18 protein-coding genes are annotated in these 18,914 nt (G+C 62.5%); 6 read left to right on the top strand and 12 right to left on the bottom strand.

Features of this window, described 5'->3' with window-relative positions:
* Positions 1–30: 30 nt before the first annotated feature.
* Positions 31–1,452 carry a short-chain fatty acyl-CoA regulator family protein gene (locus V3587_RS02065; protein ID WP_283376061.1) on the top strand — a complete coding sequence of 474 codons (1,422 nt, stop codon included), beginning with the start codon at positions 31–33 and terminating at the stop codon, positions 1,450–1,452.
* Positions 1,453–1,519: 67 nt separating this feature from the next.
* Positions 1,520–2,515, top strand: a complete 996-nt coding sequence (locus V3587_RS02060; RefSeq protein WP_047269774.1) for an endonuclease/exonuclease/phosphatase family protein — start codon at positions 1,520–1,522, stop codon at positions 2,513–2,515.
* A gap of 67 nt (positions 2,516–2,582) precedes the next feature.
* On the opposite strand, the gene V3587_RS02055 is transcribed toward V3587_RS02060, so the two are convergent.
* The 6 genes from V3587_RS02055 to V3587_RS02030 form a co-directional block, all read right to left on the bottom strand.
* Entirely contained in the window at positions 2,583–3,821 is a 1,239-nt protein-coding gene (locus tag V3587_RS02055; RefSeq protein ID WP_317829729.1) for an HNH endonuclease signature motif containing protein, read from the bottom strand.
* 114 nt (positions 3,822–3,935) lie between these two features.
* The gene (locus V3587_RS02050) at positions 3,936–5,843 is read right to left on the bottom strand and encodes an alkyl/aryl-sulfatase (protein ID WP_283376059.1); all 1,908 of its coding nucleotides are present in this window, start codon (positions 5,841–5,843) and stop codon (positions 3,936–3,938) included.
* Between the two features lie 63 nt (positions 5,844–5,906).
* The gene (locus V3587_RS02045; protein WP_003939954.1) at positions 5,907–6,233 is read right to left on the bottom strand and encodes an SHOCT domain-containing protein; all 327 of its coding nucleotides are present in this window, start codon (positions 6,231–6,233) and stop codon (positions 5,907–5,909) included.
* A 24-nt stretch (positions 6,234–6,257) separates the two neighbouring features.
* On the bottom strand, positions 6,258–6,686 hold the full coding sequence (locus V3587_RS02040; protein ID WP_007732604.1) for a DUF6325 family protein: 429 nt from the start codon (positions 6,684–6,686) through the stop codon (positions 6,258–6,260).
* A 70-nt stretch (positions 6,687–6,756) separates the two neighbouring features.
* Entirely contained in the window at positions 6,757–8,028 is a 1,272-nt protein-coding gene (locus V3587_RS02035) for an MFS transporter (RefSeq protein WP_283376058.1), read from the bottom strand.
* 45 nt (positions 8,029–8,073) lie between these two features.
* Positions 8,074–9,069: an aldo/keto reductase gene (locus V3587_RS02030; protein ID WP_030537012.1), complete on the bottom strand. Its 996-nt coding sequence runs from the start codon at positions 9,067–9,069 to the stop codon at positions 8,074–8,076.
* A 101-nt stretch (positions 9,070–9,170) separates the two neighbouring features.
* On the opposite strand from V3587_RS02030, the gene V3587_RS02025 reads away from it, so the two are divergent.
* Positions 9,171–9,728, top strand: coding sequence for a TIGR03086 family metal-binding protein (locus tag V3587_RS02025; protein WP_007732609.1), 558 nt, complete (start codon positions 9,171–9,173; stop codon positions 9,726–9,728).
* On the opposite strand, the gene V3587_RS02020 is transcribed toward V3587_RS02025, so the two are convergent.
* The 3 genes from V3587_RS02020 to V3587_RS02010 form a co-directional block, all read right to left on the bottom strand.
* Complete coding sequence (locus tag V3587_RS02020; RefSeq protein WP_058037682.1) at positions 9,725–10,999, bottom strand: alkaline phosphatase family protein; 1,275 nt, start codon at positions 10,997–10,999, stop codon at positions 9,725–9,727. The genes V3587_RS02025 and V3587_RS02020 overlap by 4 nt on opposite strands.
* Positions 10,996–12,684: an alkaline phosphatase D family protein gene (locus tag V3587_RS02015; protein ID WP_007732613.1), complete on the bottom strand. Its 1,689-nt coding sequence runs from the start codon at positions 12,682–12,684 to the stop codon at positions 10,996–10,998. The genes V3587_RS02020 and V3587_RS02015 overlap by 4 nt, the downstream gene beginning before the upstream one ends.
* Positions 12,685–12,787: 103 nt before the next feature.
* On the bottom strand, positions 12,788–13,129 hold the full coding sequence (locus tag V3587_RS02010) for a hypothetical protein (RefSeq protein WP_003940142.1): 342 nt from the start codon (positions 13,127–13,129) through the stop codon (positions 12,788–12,790).
* A 142-nt stretch (positions 13,130–13,271) separates the two neighbouring features.
* Between V3587_RS02010 and ilvD the strand changes: the two genes are divergently transcribed.
* The gene (gene ilvD, locus V3587_RS02005; protein WP_003940201.1) at positions 13,272–14,966 is read left to right on the top strand and encodes a dihydroxy-acid dehydratase; all 1,695 of its coding nucleotides are present in this window, start codon (positions 13,272–13,274) and stop codon (positions 14,964–14,966) included.
* A 13-nt stretch (positions 14,967–14,979) separates the two neighbouring features.
* Here ilvD and V3587_RS02000 read toward each other — a convergent pair whose 3' ends face one another.
* Both V3587_RS02000 and V3587_RS01995 read right to left on the bottom strand, forming a co-directional pair.
* A complete protein-coding gene (locus V3587_RS02000) occupies positions 14,980–15,636 on the bottom strand; it encodes a S1 family peptidase (protein WP_007732621.1) in 657 nt (218 codons plus the stop codon).
* Between the two features lie 74 nt (positions 15,637–15,710).
* Positions 15,711–16,430: a DUF6319 family protein gene (locus V3587_RS01995; protein WP_030537011.1), complete on the bottom strand. Its 720-nt coding sequence runs from the start codon at positions 16,428–16,430 to the stop codon at positions 15,711–15,713.
* Between the two features lie 206 nt (positions 16,431–16,636).
* Here V3587_RS01995 and V3587_RS01990 point away from each other — a divergent pair, with 206 nt between their 5' ends.
* Positions 16,637–17,737 (top strand): adenylate/guanylate cyclase domain-containing protein, encoded by a 1,101-nt coding sequence (locus tag V3587_RS01990; RefSeq protein ID WP_007732623.1) that lies wholly within the window; start codon positions 16,637–16,639, stop codon positions 17,735–17,737.
* A 3-nt stretch (positions 17,738–17,740) separates the two neighbouring features.
* On the opposite strand, the gene V3587_RS01985 is transcribed toward V3587_RS01990, so the two are convergent.
* Entirely contained in the window at positions 17,741–18,391 is a 651-nt protein-coding gene (locus V3587_RS01985) for a TetR/AcrR family transcriptional regulator (RefSeq protein ID WP_042448361.1), read from the bottom strand.
* Between the two features lie 56 nt (positions 18,392–18,447).
* On the opposite strand from V3587_RS01985, the gene V3587_RS01980 reads away from it, so the two are divergent.
* Positions 18,448–18,914, top strand: a 467-nt coding sequence (locus tag V3587_RS01980; RefSeq protein ID WP_331698992.1) for an MFS transporter, incomplete at its 3' end; no start/stop codon positions are given.

The raw sequence follows: 18,914 nt of genomic DNA, 5'->3' as shown, positions 1-18,914 counted from the left end.
GGTGAACGCGATCGGCACCGAGGAGATTTGATGAAGAAGATGTACGCGGGAGCGCGGCTGCGACGGCTGCGGGAGGAACGAAACCTGTCACAGTCCGCACTGGCGAAGGCACTCGAACTCTCCCCCAGCTATGTCAATCAACTGGAGAACGATCAACGACCGCTGACGGTGCCCGTCCTTCTCAAGCTCAACGCCGAGTTCGATCTCGACGTGCAATTCTTCGCCTCCGATTCCGACGCACGCCTGGTTGCGGACGTTCATCACGCCTTGGCCGAAACTTCGGAATCTGGAGACGTATCTCTGGCCGAGGTGGACGAATTGGTGGCCCGCATGCCGGCGGTCGGACGCACCCTCGTGATGTTGCACCGCCGCCTTCACTCCGCGACAGAGCAGTTGGACCAGTTCTCGACGCAGTTGTCCGGCGAACCAGCGTCCGATGTGTCACTCGTACCGATGCCCTACGAGGAAGTTCGGGACTTCTTCTACGACCGAAAGAATCACATCGCCGTTCTGGACGACGCTGCCGAGCAGATGTTCCTGGACAACGGATTGTCCGTGGGCGCAGTGGATTTGCAACTGGCACGACTACTTCGCGATCAGCACGGCGTCACCGTGACGATCCGTACCGACGAACCCGACAAGCTCGGCCCCAAGCGTTACTACGATCCGAACAAGTCGGTCCTCACACTCGCCCGTCGTCTGTCGGCAGGACAACGCGCGTTCCAGATCGCAATGCAGTTGGCCTTCTTCACGCAGGCCGACGTGATCGATTCCCTTGTCGCCGAGGATGAATCATTGAGCGCCGAGTCCGCAGCGCTGGCTCGCGTCGGACTCGCACACTACTTTGCCGGCGCACTGCTACTCCCGTACACCCAATTCCTGCAATCCGCTGAGGCCTTGCGGTACGACATCGACCTGCTCAGCCTCAAGTTCGAGGTCGGCTTCGAGACAGTCTGCCACCGGTTGTCCACTCTCCAACGACACGGCCAACGCGGCATCCCTTTCTTCTTCGTCCGAACCGATCGCGCCGGAAACATCTCGAAGCGTCAGTCTGCTACCGCCTTTCACTTCTCCAGAGTCGGAGGCAGCTGCCCGCTGTGGGTCATCCACGAGGCATTCGCGAGCCCAGGTCGCATCCTCACTCAGGTCGCGAAGATGCCCGACGGCCGGACATACCTCTGGGTGGCGCGCACTACCCACAGCGGCGGACTCGGGTACCTCGCACCCGAGCGCAACTTCGCCGTCGGACTCGGTTGCGACATCGGCTACGCCGATCGCATGGTCTACTCACACGGAATTCAGACGGACGACCCCGCGACCATCGTGCCGATCGGCGCGGGGTGCAAAGTCTGTGACAGGCCAGCGTGCTCTCAACGCGCCTTCCCCCAACTCGGCCGCTCGATCTCCGTCAGTGAGAACAGCAGCAGCCACCTTCCGTATCCGCAACAATAGGGCGCAAACAATAGGGCGCACCGACTCCACCTGCAGTTTCCCGGAGCTATGACGCTCTTCTGCTTCCATGGACGTCATGCAACCCGATGCCGTGACCCCTCGTCGACTGGTTCTTCGCCGCCTTTCGGCCGTGGCCGGTGTGGCCGGCATCGTGACTGGTTTGGTTGCCTTGATCGCAACTCAGTTGGACGTCGATCACAACATCGTGATCGTTCTGGCGTCAGTGGCGCCCTTGTTGATGATTGCTCCGCTGATCGGTGCCGTCGTCTCGGGTATTGGGCGTCAGTGGATCGTGTGCGCCGCCTCGATCCTCGTCCTTGGGTTGTTCGGATGGTCTGTGAGCCCGCTGTACATCGGCGGAACTGGGGAGTCGACGTCTGCGAACGGTCCATCGATTCGAATCATGCAGGCCAACTTGATGGTCGGTGCAGCGGATCCGGAGTCGCTTGTGGCGATGGTCCGCGAACGCGAGGTCGACGTGGTGACGGTCCAGGAGTTGACGTACCAGGAAGCCGACGCGCTCGAAGCCGCCGGGCTTGACGAGGTTCTGAGCCACCAATTCCTCGTCCCGTACACCGACGGTGGTGGCGGGGCAGGAATCTACAGTCGCTTTCCACTCTCCAATCCGCGTAGCCTCGACGGATTCTCACCCGAAACGCTGTCCGCAGAACTGAATGTCGGCTTGGCGCAGCCAGTCACATTGTTCGCCGTGCATCCGGCACCGGCGTACATCTCACCGGCTTCGGTGTGGGCGGACGAGCAGCGAAGGCTTGGGTCTTACATGGACAAAGTCGCCGGACGGGACAACGTGATAGTGAGCGGCGACTTCAACGCGTCGTACTCGAACAAACAGTTCCGGAATCTTCTCACGAACGGATACACCAGCGCCGCCGACCAATTGGGTTCCGGCCTGATCCCGACCTATCCGACCGACAAGCGGTATCCGGCGGTGGTCGGTATCGACCACATCATCACGAAAGGCGCCGTGGCGACATCCTTGGAACGGATCGAGATCGAGGGATCCGATCACCACGGCCTGATTGCCGACATCACGTTGTCTTGAGTAAATACTGGATTGAGCAAGCACCGGGGCATGGTTGTGCCCCGGCGTATTCGTCAGTTGTCGCGGTTCACGCCGCTGTCGGTGGGCTGTTCCCGCCGATCGGCTGCTGATACGGATCGATCGACATCGGCGGATAGAACACCGATTTCCGATCGGGCCCGATCTCCACCCGCCACTCCGTGTGATGCAGCGTCCGGTGATGATGACCGCACAACAAGATCAGATTATCGAGATCCGTTGGGCCACCATCACCCCAGTGAACAATATGATGGGCATCGCACCACCCCGACGGAGTCCCGCACCCCGGAAACGCACACCCACCATCACGAACCGCCAACGCCCGCCGCTGCGGAACCGTCGCCGTTCTCGCTTCCTTACCGCAGTCGAGCGGAACACCACTCTCATCCAACAAAATCCGCGTCACGGTGCAGTCGCACGCCAACATCCGCGCGGTATCGATACTGATCGGGCCCACCCAATCCGCCCACGCGAAACCCAACTCCTGAGTCGACGGCAACATATCCTTCAAGGCTTTGAGGTCCGTCATGTCTTTCGCCGACGCAGTCACCGTGATGTGCGGTTTCACCCCGCCCTCGACCGGACCCAACCCCGCCCGCTCGTACCGCCGCAGTAGTTCGCAGAACCCGTCCGCGCGCCGCAGCGCAGGCGTGCGGATGTCCTTGACCCCGTCCTTCTCCGGCGTCGGCGCAGACAGGCTCGACAACAACGTGATCAGACGGGCCCCGTTCACAGCATCCAGATCACCCTTCACGGTCACCCGCCCGTACAGGCCCTTCGACGCGTAGAACTCGTTACGCTCCGAATCCTCACCCACCGGAACCCCGTCCTCACGCCTGCCGTACTGCTTCTCGATCCGCCGAATCGCCGCCCGCACCGCATCACAATCAGCAATGTTCTGCGACGCCAGGCCAAGCAGGATCCCGCGAGCCTTGTCCACATCCGCCGGCGTCATGTTCTTCGGCGGATGCTGACAAAACGACGCCACCTGCCGCGCCTTCAACGCATCCACGTCACCACGGTGAAACGCATCGCCCACAACGGGTTCGAGCATCAACAACCGCGCCAACCCGACCAGCAGACTGCACTCACCGATCTCCAGATTCGTCGAACCATGCAACCACAGCGCGATCGCCCGAAAACCCTTCCCGCCGAGAACCTCACGGGAAAACATCTCCACGATCAGCAACACCAACCGCGACTGCAACTCGTGCCGGACACGCACCAGATCCAGAACCTCCCCCTTGAGGCCCTCGCCATCCAGCTGCCACGCTCCCCGACTATCCATGTCGAAAGTTTAATCGAACATAATTTCGAGAACCAGAGACAAAACGGACAACTTCAAAAAGGTGCGTGACTCGAGACCTGTTGAAGTACAGGCTCGTTCACGACTGATACAGCGCTAGGTCGGAGTGACTATCGCAAAGTTCGGATCCGGCTCGTCGAGGTATCCGGCAAGTTCTGCGAGCTTCGCCGGGTCGCCGGAAACCGAGATGGTTCCATTCGCAATCTCGGCACCCAAGTCCACACCACCGAGCAGCACACCGAGTAAGTCGCGCCGACTCAAACTGAACATCGCATCCACAGACCCAGCATCTGCAGACCCACCTTCCACGTCGAAATGGATCAGAACTCCGTTGCTGAGTTCCGTTCGGTGAACGATGTTTTCGTCAGTGATGTTCCAATCGACGACGATGTGCGAGCCCGCTGCGCGCACTCCGTCCACGCGCAGCGATACTGCATCGAAGACTTGACTTACCGACAGCGCTGCGGTGATGTCGGGCGCCGCGGCAACCGTGGGCGTCCCCACTGAGCCGTTGCGCAGTTCGTATGCACCGGTGAGGTAGAAGTTCCGCCATGTGCCGTTCTCGGCGCCGTACCCGAGTTGCTCGAAGGTATCGGCCTGCAGATTCTTGGCCTCGACGTTGTCCGGTTCAGCGAAGACCACGTAGTTCACCACCTGCGCAACCCAGCGAAAGTCGCCGCGCTCGTACGATTCCCGAGCTTTCCGTAACACTTCTGCTGATCCGCCCATGAACTCCACGTGACGCTTGGCCGATTCGACGGGTGGATGCTCCCACAGATGCGCAGGGTTACCGTCGAACCAACCCATGTATCGCTGGTAGATGGCTTTGACGTTGTGACTGACGGAACCGTAGTACCCGTGCGTGTGCCACGCTTGCGCCAATGCAGGTGGCAGCTCGATCGATTCGGCGATCTCGAGACCGGTCCACCCCTGATTGATTCGACGAAGTGTCTGATCGTGAAGGTACCCGTAGAGGTCGCGCTGCAATGACAGGAACTCGGTGAGCCGTTCGGTCCCCCACGTCGGCCAGTGGTGGGACGCAAACAGAACGTCGGATCGTGAGGCGTAACGATTGATCGATTCCGTCAGGTACGCAGACCAGACATGAGGATCTCGTACCAGGGCACCGCGAAGCGTGAGCAGGTTGTGGAGAGTATGAGTTGCGTTCTCCGCCATACACAGTGCGCGCAAATCCGGGAAGTAGAAGTTCATCTCGGACGGGGCCTCGGTTCCGGGCGTCATCTGGAATTCGATCCGAACGCCGTCGATCGTCTCCGTGTGACCTGTCTTCGAGATCGACACCGTCGGCGAAATGAGCGTCGGTGTGCCGGTTGAGGTGGTCTGCCCCAACCCGGCTCCGACGCTACCTCGGGGACCTCGGGGTAAGGCCGCCCCATACATGTAGGCCGCGCGTCGAGCCATTGCCGTTCCCGCATAGACGTTTTCCTCGACCGCGTGCTCCACGAGCCCGGTGGGTGCGACGATCACGCATCGCCCGGCGGCGACGTCGTCGTCGGTGGTCACTCCTTTGACCCCGCCGAAGTGGTCGATGTGCGAATGCGTGTAGATCACCGCGACAACCGGTCGATCACCACGATGCTCCCGATACAACGCGAGACCAGCGGCAGCGGTTTCCCGGGAGATCAGTGGATCGATGACGATGATTCCGGTATCTCCCTCGATCAACGTCATGTTCGACAGATCAAGTCCGCGAATCTGATAGATCGAATCCGTCACCGCAAAGAGTCCCTGCTTGGCGACCAACTTCGACTGACGCCACAAGCTCGGATTGACCGTTGGCGGGCAGTCCTCGTCAAGGAACGCGTAGGAAACGTTGTTCCACAGGACTTTTCCGTCCGAATCGGAAACCAGCCCCGGATCGAGTGCGGCGACGAAACCCCGCTTCGCCTCGGTGAAGTCGGCGTCGTCGGAGAACGGTAGAGTCTCGGCGACTCGGGCGTTCGCGGCTTCGATTGCGGCCGATGCCGCACGTGGGTCGATCATAAGTCAGCCTTTCACGCCGAATTGCGGCAATGCGCATTGCCGCAATTGAAGAGAACAGCAGGGCTAGCTCAGCAACTGCGCCTTTGCCGCCGCGAACTCGGCATCGGTCAACACGCCGGACTGATGAAGCTGTCCCAACTCCTGCAGCTTGGAGACCAGATCGTCCGCGCCTGAAGGGGGAACGGACTGCACGGGGGCGACCTGCTGCTGCGGCGGCGGCTGTTGCTGCTGGTACTCCTGCTGATATTCCTGCTGCTGCTCGCTGGCCTTTCGTTGACTCCGTCGATCCATGGCGTTGGACGTCGCCTTTGCGGTTCCAGCCACTACCGCCGTGCGCGCCACCGTGCCGAGCAACCCCGGCCGCCCTCTGCGTCCACCTCGAAAAACCATGCCGAACTCCTTGGGTAATTGTCGCTACTGAAATGCTGCTTCGACCGCTGCGACGACTACCTCGCGCGGTATCTGAACGTGAAGGACTACGTCGCCGCCGCCACCGCGAACCGTCGACGCGAGCTCACGCGCCCACGTCTGCTCGTAGACGATGACTGCGGCGGACGTTCCTGGTTCGAGTGACTCACGGACCACGTCCAGGTCCTCGTCACTGATCAATGCCTTGGCTTCGATGGACAGAATCGCCAGTCCGATGTCGGTGAGATCTTCGTCGACATCGATCTGCGACACCTGTCCGTCCGCGTCCTTGGCGATGTACACGAGGTCGAGCAGAGTGACAAAACCTCGTTCCACCACGTTCTGCAGCGCGGCGACAGCTTCAGGATCCACAGTTGAACCTGGGAATGCCAGCACCACGAGCTCGACCGGTCCGATGTTCATTGCGTCGTTCATCCATCAAGCCTGGTGGCTCGGACGCTTGGGAACCTCACCCGCAGGGGATGAATTACCCGATGCGATCGAGTTATTTGTTGCGACGAATGACTTCGCGAATCGGCCGTACGTGTACGCCTTCTGCTGCGAGGGCTCGCCGGGCTTTGCCTCGGGTGACGAGCACACCGACGATACCGAGAATCCAAACTGGATATTGCACCATCCAGGCGACACGGAATCCGTCGAACGTGTACCCGCCCATGTGTCCGAGGATGACGCCCATCACTTGAATCACGATGAGGGAAGCGAGGAATCCCCCGATGTTGACCATGCCCTGCGCGGTGCCCATCGCCGAACTCGGATTGGATGTGCGCGCGTAGTCGAAGCCGATCACCGAACCCGGCCCACCCACCGAGATGACGACCACCAGGATCGTCAACAACCAGAGCGGAGACGGTTCGCTTCGTGAAAGCACGATCGCCCACATGAGCGCGCTGGCCACCATGATGGTGAGAACCAACCACGATCGACGCATGGGATAGCGACCGGTGAGAATACCGAGGATCGGGCCGGCCACGATTGCCGAGATGACTGACAGCGTCAGCAGCGAGCCGACCGTCGTGGAGTCGAGGCCTTGAGCCGATTTCAGGTACGGCACACCCCACAGCAGCGCGAACGTCGTGATCGAGAACTGAGTCCCCATGTGGCTGAAGAACCCGAGTCGGGTGCCGGGCCGCATCCACACCGTCTTGATCTGTCGCCCGATCTCCTTGGCGCCGGCCGGCACGGCGACCACGTCGGCACCGGGAGGCGCGTCGCGGATGACACTCAACGCCAGCGCAAACGCCAACAGTCCGACAGCGGCAGCGCTGCCGTAGGCAAAAGTCCAGCCCGGTCCGGACAACAGCAACATGAACGGAAGCGCAGACATCACCTGGCCCAGCTGACCGAGGATGCCCGTGAACTGCGAGACCAACGGCACCTGCCGGGGCGGGAACCACTGCGGTACCAACCGCAACACCGAGATGAAGGTGAGTGCATCCCCGGCACCGACGGCAATACGTGCACCGATCGCGACGGGCAGCGATTCGGTGAAGGCGAGAGCCAACTGCGCGGACATCATGATGAACGCACCGACTGCGATCATGATCCGCGAACCGTAGCGGTCGAGGAGGACTCCCGCCGGAATCTGCATGCCGGCGTACACGACGATCTGCAGCACGACGAAGCTCGACAGAACGCTAGGCGAGATCGAGAACCGATCAGCAGCAGACAGACCCGAGACGCCGAACGAAGTGCGGTGAAGCACGGCGATCACGTAGGCAAAAACACCGACACCCCAGACCAACCACACTTTTTTCATCGGGTCTGTATGTTACTCCTGTCTTTCGCAAGGCTCAGGACATGATTATTCGCGGCCCTGAGACACCCAATTCAGATCGGCCGAACGGAAGCCTTCGGTGATCGCGGCGAGGGAGTCGAGGCGAGCGATCTGGTCTTCGCTCAAAACGATGTCCAACGCTCCGGCGTTTTCGGTGACTCGTGCAGCGAACCGAGTGCCGGGAATCGAAACGGAAGGCAACCCGTACTGGCGGCCCTTGGCATCGAGCCATGCCAGGGAAACCTGTGCAGGCGTCGCGCCGAGCTCCTCACCGACGGCGCGGACCACGTCGAGAACCTTCTGATTAGCAGGGAGCGCGGAGTCCGAGAAGCGTGGGAAGCGTCGGCGCAGGTCGTTGTCACCGAGCGTCTCCGCATCGAACGATCCCGCCAGGAAGCCTCGGCCCACAGGTGAGAAGGGCACGAATCCGACTCCGAGTTCCGCGGCGGTGGGTACTACCTTGTTCTCGACGTCCCGACTCCAGATGCTCCATTCCGACTGGATCGCCGCGATCGGATGCACCCCGTACGCACGACGCAGTTCATCGCCGGTCGCCTCGGACAGGCCGATGTTGCGGACCTTGCCCGCCTTCACCTGCTCCGCGATCGCGCCGACGGTGTCTTCGATCGGCACGTTCGGGTCGACCCGGTGCAAGTAGTAGAGGTCGACATGATCGACGCCGAGTCGTCCCAGAGACTCGTCGAGTGCCCGCGGCACGTAAGCCGGGTCTCCGTTGATCCCGCGCTGACCGTTGGCGATGTTGCCGACCAGACCGAACTTGGTCGCCAACTGCACTTCGTCCCGGCGGTCTTTGAGAAGCTCTCCCACCGCACGCTCGCTCGAGCCCTCGCCGTACACGTTGGCGGTGTCGATGAACGTGATCCCGATGTCCACCGCATGGTGCAGCGTGGCGAGCGCCTCGGCCGGATCCACCGGGCCGTAGACCGGGGCGACGGACATCGCGCCGTATCCCTGGGCGCTGACAGTGAGACCTTCGGCCAGAGTGACGGTGGGGACGGTCATGAAAACTCCTCGATTCGACTGAGCGACAACCCCGACAGTCTTCACCGAATCGAAGCCTCACGCACCGATTAACGTCACGCTGATCGGGTTACCCTCGAGTGATGGCATTCGATTGGCTCGAACTCGTACTCACCGCCCACCGCGAATTCGGTTCACGACTCGCTGCGGTCGAGGACTGGAACGCACCCACGCCCGACTCCGACTGGCACGTCGAACACCTCGTCCGCCACGTCATCGAGGAGCAGCAGTGGGTACCGCCGCTCCTGGCCGGACTGACGGTCGGCGAGGCGACACCGGACATCGTTCCCGTCGGGGACGACCTGTGGACCGAATGGCAGAAGTACTCCGATGCCGCAATCAAAGCGTGGAAATCGACGGACCTCAGTGCCCACGTTCACCTCTCGTACGGCACGGTGAAGGTGGAACCCTATCTGCGCCAGCAGACCTCGGACGTCACGATCCACACCTGGGACCTTGCGCGAGCGGTCGGAGCAGACGAGCGGCTCGATCCAGACCTCGTCGAGGCCGTCTGGTCCGACCTCGACGGGCAGCGCGACATGCTCGCCGAGAGCGGACTCTTCTCCGATCCCGTCGACCTCCCGGACGATGCGTCGTTGCAGGACAAGCTGATTGCCCTGACCGGTCGCGATCCTCGTTAGACGTTCAGCGACACACCCGTCGTGCGGGCGACGCCGTCCCAGCCGCCGGCAGGTGCACCGAGGCCGAGCAGAGCCGCAACCGTCGGCGCGACGTCGATCGTGCGAGCCTGCGTGTCGATCTTCCGTCCACCGTCCAGAGCGGGATGTCCGCCGCTGAGGAAGAACGGAATGGGCAGTGTCACGAAGTGGCCGTGGTTGCCGGGAATCGGGTTGGACAGTGGAGTCGGATCACTGAACCGCCAGCCCTGAGCGCAAAACGCAACGACGTCACCGGCATTGGTGCCGAGATCGAATTCGGCGGGGAGGTGGCTGGATTCGACGCCGTCCACACCATCCACGATCTGCTGAATCCGGCTGACGGCTTCCGCCCGTTCGCCATCGGGTCCGACGAAGTAGATCAGGTCTGCGCCACCGTTCTGGGCGATTCGAATCTTGCCTGCCAGCAACGGGTCCGCGTTCAGCGGTCGATCCAAGCCGATGAGCCGCGCGGGCTCCGACCAGTCCATCGAGTGGTCGGCCAACACGATCAGAATGCTCCGATTCCAGCGACCCGTGTCATGAAGGAAGTCGACGAAACGGCGAACCTGGTTGTCGGTGTTCTGAAGTGCAGCCGTGCGAGCGATCCGGATGGACGGACCGGACAGATCCAGGTGCCCGACCCGATCGACGTCACCGAGGTTGGTGAATGACAGCCGCGGCGAGTTCCCGCCGACGATACGGATCAAGGCGTCGATCGTGAAGTTGTCCGGCGCATGCTCGGTACCGGGAACGAGCGGCTGCGGATCCCACACCAGTGAGGCGCGGTCACCGAACAGCCCGTGAAGGTAGCGCTTCGACAGCACACTCGCAGTGGTCAATCCGAGTTCGGTGCGTACCCGATCCAGAACCGTCGATGCCTGCAGGTCGGAAGGCCGATCGAGGTCACGCTTCTTGTCGATGGCCGGATCGTAGACGGAGTTGGCGGGTACACCCGAACGCGCCGGCAGCACTCCCGTCATCATCGCCGTGTGGTTCGGCAGCGTCTCTGCGATCGTGATGGCACTGGCGTCCGGGTAGTGGATACCGCCGGCCGCAAGCCCGGTCAGCGTCGGGGTGAGCTCCGATCGCAGCTCGTCCGGCCGCATGCCGTCTACGACTATGACATGCACGTCCAGGTCTGGGATTCCAGCGCTGGTGGGAACACTCGCGCGAGCGGGCGTTCCGAGCAATGCCGTTCCGGCGACAACACTTCCACCGATCAGAACGCTACGACGCGAAACTTCGATACTCACTGGTCGACTCCTGGTCGGTACGAGGCCTGATCGAGGGCGGCCGAGGTGGGTGAGACTCTACTGCCCGCGCCTGCCGGCAGACGGTAGCTCACGGCGTAGTGCGCATTGCTCTGCGGATTGGTGAGATCGTCGACGTAGTACCAGTCCATCTGAGTACCTTCGCGGGCAATTTCGAATACGCCGTAGCCGTGCGAATCCAGTTCGACGTACCGCACGTGGCGGTTCACGGCCTTGAATGCTTCTTCTGCCGCAACGGTTACCGTGCGCGGTGGCACTTTCAGCATGTCGTCGATATTGGGCGACGTCACCGACGGGACGACGAACTCGGCGCCGACGGTCGGCCCACCCGGATAGTTGGCGGCGTTGGTCGGTAGGTCGCAGGCCCATGACGTGTGGATGTCACCGGTGATGAAGACGGTGTTGTCCACACCGTTCGAGGTGATCGCGTCGAAAAGCCTGGTGCGGTCGGCGGTGTACCCGTCCCACTGATCCGTGTTGTACGGGACACCGGCCTGCGGCACACCCACCAGTTCGGTCAACGCCGCGGTGGTCGCCGGTTCCAGCGGCGGGAACACGCAGGGCGTGATCATGACCGGATTGCCGACGACCTTCCACTGCGTCGGGGAGGTGACGATTCCGTTGGTCAACCAATCCATCTGTGCGCGTCCGGTAATGGTGCGCGACGGATCGTCGACCTGCTTCATGGTCGGTTGCTCGTCGCGGTAAGTACGCAGATCGAGCATCGAGATCTCGGCCAGATTCCCGAAGCGGAACCGACGATACAGCTGAACGCTCGAACCACTACCCGACGGGCGGACGGGCATCCACTCGAAATATGCCTTGGCCGAGTTGGCCTTTCGATCTACCCAGTCACCTTCGACACCGGGAGTGTGGTTTTCGGCGCCGTCCCGGTACGCGTTGTCGGCCGATTCGTGATCGTCCCACGTGGTGATGAACGGGAGCTTCAGGTGCAGAGCTGCCAGATCCGGGTCTGTCTTGTACTGCGCGTGCCGAATTCGGTAGTCGGCCAGCGAAATGATCTCGTGGGCCGGCTCGTGAAGGCGAACGGATCCGTTTCTCGCGCCGTACTCCCCCTGCCCGTACTCGTAGATGTAGTCACCGAGGTGGATGATCGCGTCGAGGTCTTCGCGGAACGCGAGGTGACGATAGGCACCGAAATACCCCGCCTCCCAGTTGGAGCAGGACACCACGCCGAAGCGGAGACGATCGAGATCTGCCGAGTTCGACGGAGCCGTGCGGGTGCGGCCCACCGGAGAAACAGCCGAACCCGCAGTGAATCGGTACCAGTACGTCGTCGACGAATCGAGTCCGGTGACGTCGACCTTCGCGGTGTGATCGGAATCCGCCGAAGCAGCAACACTTCCGGACGCAACGACGCTCGCGAACCCCTCATCGGTCGCGACCTGCCAGTTGAGAGTCACCGCCGGCCCGACGCCGGAACCGGGCGTCGCGTCTGCCGTCGGGGTGATGCGGGTCCAGATGATCACGGCATCCGGCAACGGGTCACCGGATGCCACGCCGTGCGCGAAGCCCGGGCTGCCACCCGGAACCTCGGCACCGGCGTGGCTCGCCGAAGCGACACCGAGACCTACTGCGCCGGCGAGGGCCGCCGATCCCTGCAGCAGGCCACGTCTGGATATTCGATCGAAGGCATTCGTGTGCACGCTAGGAGTGAACCCGCACCTGAACGGGCGTTCAAGAGAGCTTCGGGATGTTCACCCAGGCTTCGCTTGCGCTTCTCTGGAAGTTTGATCGAGTCGATCCCGATCACAACCGGTAATCGAGGGCCGAGCCTCGAACCACACCGACCTTGACTCCGATGTAACCGCCGAGTGCACCCCCGGCCGCGATCAGGATCCAGAACGCCGGCGGAAGCAGAGCCTCGGACCCGTCGACCTCGGAGAACGCGGAATAGCCTGCGATCAACGCGCCGAACAGGATGGGCAGTATCAGCAGAGCGGCAAAGAAAGTCACCCACACCGATACGAAGCGGCCCTTCCACCGGGCAATCTCGTGCAGAACCGTCAGAACGACCAGGAAGACACCACTACCGGTCAAGAAGGCGGCCAGAACTGCAAATCCGAAAGCCGAAGTCAGTTCCGACTCCACGTGAATCCCCCTGTACGTCAATCACCTGCACACTCAGCCCCAACTGCGATGCGACGAGTCTATTCACGACGGACGGCGTTTGTCGGCAAGTCGAGTCGCTCGTCTGCCGGAAACACACCCCGCTGACGCCTATGCTTGGAAAATGACCGAACCCGACATCAAGCCCAGAAGTCGTGACGTCACCGACGGACTCGAAAAGACCGCAGCGCGCGGCATGTTGCGTGCAGTAGGAATGGGCGACGACGACTGGGTCAAGTCGCAGATCGGCGTCGCCTCGTCCTGGAACGAAATCACGCCATGCAACCTGTCCCTCGATCGCCTGGCCAAGGCCGTCAAGGAGGGCGTACGGGAAGCCGGCGGGTTCCCTCTCGAATTCGGCACTATCTCCGTCTCCGACGGCATTTCGATGGGGCACGAGGGCATGCACTTCTCCCTCGTCTCCCGTGAAGTGATCGCGGACAGCGTCGAGACCGTCATGCAGGCCGAGCGTCTCGACGGATCGGTCCTTCTCGCCGGCTGCGACAAGTCGTTGCCCGGCATGATGATGGCGGCGGCCCGCCTCGACCTCGCCAGCGTGTTCCTCTACGCCGGCTCCACCCTCCCCGGCGTCGCCAAACTTTCCGACGGCAGTGAGCGGGAAGTCACCGTCATCGACGCGTTCGAGGCGGTTGGCGCCTGCTCGCGTGGGCTGATGAGCCGCGCCGACGTCGACACCATCGAACGGGCGATCTGCCCGGGCGAAGGCGCGTGCGGCGGCATGTACACGGCAAACACGATGGCCAGCGCCGCCGAGGCCATGGGAATGTCGCTGCCCGGCAGCGCTTCACCGCCCGCACCGGATCGTCGCCGCGACGGCTTCGCCCGCGAGAGCGGCAAAGCCGTTGTCGAACTCCTGCGTCGAGGTATCACCGCGAGGGACATCCTCACCAAGGAAGCGTTCGAGAACGCCATTGCAGTAGTCATGGCATTCGGCGGATCCACCAATGCGGTGCTCCATCTCCTCGCGATCGCGCACGAAGCGTACGTCCCGCTGACGCTCGACGACTTCGCTCGCGTCGGCGCGAAGGTCCCGCACCTCGCCGACGTCAAGCCTTTCGGAAAGCACGTCATGACGGACGTCGACCGTATCGGCGGCGTCCCCGTGATCATGAAGGCATTGCTCGACGCGGGACTCATGCACGGAGATTGCCTGACCGTCACCGGTAAGACCGTGGCGGAGAATCTCGCGCACATCACCCCGCCCGATCCGGACGGCAAGGTCCTGCGGGCGATGAACAAGCCCATTCACCCGACCGGAGGCATCACGATCTTGAAGGGGTCACTCGCGCCCGGCGGCGCGGTGGTCAAGTCGGCAGGATTCGAGTCTGATGTATTCGTCGGCACTGCACGGGTTTTCGAACGCGAGCGCGCCGCGATGGATGCTCTCGAGGACGGCACCATCACCGGCGGTGACGTTGTCGTCATCCGCTACGAAGGCCCGAAGGGTGGTCCCGGCATGCGCGAGATGCTGGCCATCACGGGCGCGATCAAGGGCGCGGGTCTCGGCAAGGACGTCCTGCTGCTGACGGACGGACGATTCTCGGGCGGCACCACCGGCCTGTGTGTCGGACACGTTGCGCCCGAGGCCGTCGACGGCGGTCCCATCGCGTTCGTTCGCGACGGCGATCAGATCCGGCTCGACGTGGGTACCGGACAACTCGAATTGTTGGTCGACGACTCCGAATTGGAAGCCCGCAAGAAGGGCTGGGAGCCGTTGCCGCCTCGCTACACACGTGGTGTGTTGGCCAAGTACTCCAAGCTCGTGGGATCAGCCTCGGGTGGAGCAGTGTGCGGCTGATCCCAGCTCGCCGCTAGATGGGCCGGTACCCGGCGCCGACACCTCCGTGGGCATTGATCGTGTCCACGATGGAGGTCATGTTGGTGCCGAGTTCCGGCCCCAGGCACGGCACCCAGAGGTAGGCGTTGACCATCGCGACCAGCGTCGTCCCGACCGTGACCGGGGCTCCCGAATCACCGTGGTCGACGCAGATCTGAGTCCAGGTGGATGCGTCGGCACTCAGGTCTCCCCAGACGACGCCGCAGGTCGTGCCCGTCGTACGGCCTTCCTTGCAGGCTGTGGCCGGGAAGCTGGCTGGAGCGCCGATCGAGGTGATGGTTGCCGCGCCCACCGTTCGAACTGGTGTGACCTTGCCCGGATCGAACTGGATGACCCCGTAGTCCAGGTCCGGGTTCGACTCGACGAACGTGCCGACCACGCCTGCGTCCTCGTTGCTTTCCGGGATCACGAACGATCCAGGACCACCGCAGTGACCTGCGGTGATACCTACGAGTCTGCCGCCGTTGTCGTGACCGATAGTGGTCAACGTACAGACCAGCTGATTGTCGATGATGATGCCCGAACCACCACCCATGGGCGTGGGTGCAGCAACCGCATTGCTGCTGACGATGAACCCGAGTCCGAGTGCCAAGACCAACGCTGCCAGAGCCGAAACAATTCGCTGCAACATCACAATCTCTCCGCCGGTAATCTCCCCGCTGCAAAAAACGCATACCCCGGAAAGTGCGGACCTACGCAGCGTTTCTAGTCGGTAGCTCCGAGCGCTTCGAGCATCTTGCGTGCCTCCTCGAGCTGACGACTCAACTCGTCGACTCGCGCTGCAGCCATGTCCCGTGCAGCGACGATGATGGACTCGACAGCCTCGATTGCGGTGGGCTCACCCAACTCGCGGACAGCTCGCTCGACCGCATCGGGTGCGACCGGAACTGCTTTGCCCGGACGCTTGGCGCCCTGTGTGACCGTCACGCTCCAGTCGTTGTCCGCGCCGGCATGGATGGTGACGCTGATACCGGCCGGCAGTTTCTTCGCACGCTTGACGGCCGGACGAGGTGTCGCGGCAGGGGCAGCAGTGGCAGTCGGTACCGGAGCGGGTGCAGGCTGCGCACGCGGCTTCGGTCGAACAGGCTCTACGAGTGGCTCCATCAGGGGCTCGGACTCCACAACTGGTTTGGGCCGTGGCGCCGGTTTGGCCGGTGCCGCGGAGACGCGGTTTATGCGCAATTCCTCTGCCTCGAAAGGCAATTCGTCGTTGACGCCTTTGGGGCGGATCATCACGGTGTTGCCGTCCACCGACACGACTTTCGCCGAGGTACCGGCTTCGATCCCCAGGCTGGGAGTCGCCTCGCGCAGATAGACGGTGGCGCGCTTGCCTTCGGCGACAGCCGTGGCGAGCGCTGCCAGATTGTCCGCAGTGAGGTGATCCGGCGTTGATGCGGCAGCGCCGGAACGTCTACGGGGTGGCATGCGCAGGTCCTTTCAGAAGTATCTCGTGCATTTCGGTATCGACAGTGCTTTTCTCGGGGCAACTCTTGCACAAGCCACCGACGTGTTGACTCTCACCGCCCGCCTGAGCCCGAGGATCCGTAGACGGTTCGGCCAATTCAGTACTGTTCTCGGGGCACCGCGTGGAAGATGGTGGACAGAAATTCGTTGCGGCAATAAGGAGCACGGTGAGCAGTTCGGAGTCAGAGTGGATCGACGAGGTCACCGAACCCGCCCCTGCTGAATCTCACGTTGCCGAACCTCACACTGCTGATCCGGTCGACGTCGATGCTCATCTGCTCAGCCGGATTCAAGCCGACATCGAGGAGTCCCTCCTCGGCGGACCGCGCTGCTTCACGCAATCGCAGATCGCGGAATTCGCCGGTGTGACACGCGAGCGTGCCGATCGTTTGTGGGTCGCGATGGGCTTTGCCGTCGACGAGGATCCTGACGCCGTCATGTTCACCCAGCAAGACGCCAACGCCCTCAAGACGATCATCGACATGGTCAATCGAGGAGTCATCTCGCAGAGCAGTGAGGTGGCTGCCGCCCGTTCACTGGGGCAGTCGATGTCGAGGTTGGCTGAGTGGCAGGTCTCGCTGATCAGCACACACATCATCGACCAGCTCGCCGACTCGGCAGATCACGAGCCCGAAGCGATCCGGAAGATCGTTCTGCGCCTCGGCGCCGAGATCATTCCCGCTGTCGAATCTCTGCAGACGTACGTATGGAAGCGTCACGTCGCGTCGTCGACGGGCCGCAACGTGGGAAACCCGGGCGAAGAAGTAGCGAGTCGTGTTCTGGTTGTGGGTTTCGCCGACATCGTCGGGTACACCTCGCTGACCCGCGGCCTCGACTCCGCCGAACTCAACGATCTGCTCGAGCGGTTCGAGTCCGCGTCCACCGAAATCATCGGTCGCAACTACGGCTGGGTGGTCAAGACCGTCGGTGACGAGGTCATGTTTGCCGCCGAGAGTCCTCATCACGCAGCCGAGATCGCTTTGCAGATCCAGCAGGCGGTCCTCGCCGATCACGACGATCCGCAGCTTCGGGTGGGCCTGGCCATGGGGCCGACGTTGGTTCGCTTCGGAGATCTCTACGGTTCGGTGGTCAACAAGGCCGCGCGCCTCACCAGCTCTGCTCGTCCCGGCACCGTGCTGATCGACTCCGAGTTGGCCACCCAACTCGGCTCGGACGCCAATTTCAAACTGCGGCACCTTCGTCCGCGACGAGTACGCGGAATCGACAGGCTCGAACAGTACGTCCTTCGACGCAACCTGGAGCCGTGAGCGTCAGCTCGACACTCCGCGTGCAGCCAGAAAGTCGTCCACGATCTGCTCACACGCAGCCTCCCCGAGAGGCGTCAGCGTGGCCAGCTTGGTGAGCACCAAAGGTCCGACCAACTGAGCAAGTGCGACGTCGTAGTCGTACTCCCCCAACGCGTCGATCGCGCCCGGCGAGCGCAGGATCCGATCGAACGCGTGTCGGTACTGCTCGAAAACCGTCTGGCGCAGCGATCGCAATTCGGGCTTGTCCGTGGACAGGGCATCGACGCTCGAATAACCCTTCAGTTCCGGCCCCAAGCCGAGCCAGCACATCGCCGTCACCTGGATCGGTGCGCTTTCGATGGCCTTGGCCTGACTGGTCAACAACTCGAGCAACTGCGCGCGGAGATCGCCTTCACCGGACATCTCCGGCACCGGCGGCAGTAGACGTGCAAATGCCGCGGCGAGTAACTCCGTGCCGCTGTCGAAATGGCGATACAGCGTCGCACGCGCGACGTTGGCCAACTTGGTGACGGCATCGATCGTCACGGCGTCGACGCCGCCTTCTGCCAGCAGCGTGGTCGCTGCGTCGAGCAACCTGGACCTGGAACGCTGTTTGCGCGGGTCCTCGTCGTTTCCCTGCTGTTCGATTCCCTGCTTGTCGATTCCCACCGTCACAACTTCAGTTATACCCACTTGGGGGTTGTGGAACTGCTGTTCTTGTAACGATACTGATGGTCTTGTTTCTATCGGGAGGTTTCGTGAGTAGCGATACGACGCTCGAACAGTCCACGTGGACCATCCGACAGATCTGGATGCTGACGGTCGCGTGCTGCGCCGTCGCGCTGGTCGTCGCAGCGATGGCCGCTCTCAACACGGCCCTTCCCGACTTGGCCCGCGATACCGGTGCAACACAGAGCCAGCTCACGTGGATCGTGGACGGGTACACGCTCACGCTGGCTTGTCTCTTGTTGCCGGCGGGCGCACTCGGCGATCGATACGGTCGACGAGAACTGCTCATGTTCGGACTACTCGTTTTTGCTGCCGGCTCGTCGATTCCGGTCTTCGCGGACGAACCGTCGTGGATCATCGTCTCCCGCGTGATCTCCGGCGTCGGCGCCGCATTTGTCATGCCGGCGACGCTGTCTCTACTCACTGCAGGTTTCCCGCCGGCGCAGCGTGCCCGCGCCGTCGGAGTCTG

The organism is Rhodococcus sp. IEGM 1306, from assembly GCF_036541985.1.
Classification (GTDB): domain Bacteria; phylum Actinomycetota; class Actinomycetes; order Mycobacteriales; family Mycobacteriaceae; genus Rhodococcus_F; species Rhodococcus_F qingshengii.
This window is presented reverse-complemented; position numbering and strand designations above follow the sequence as displayed.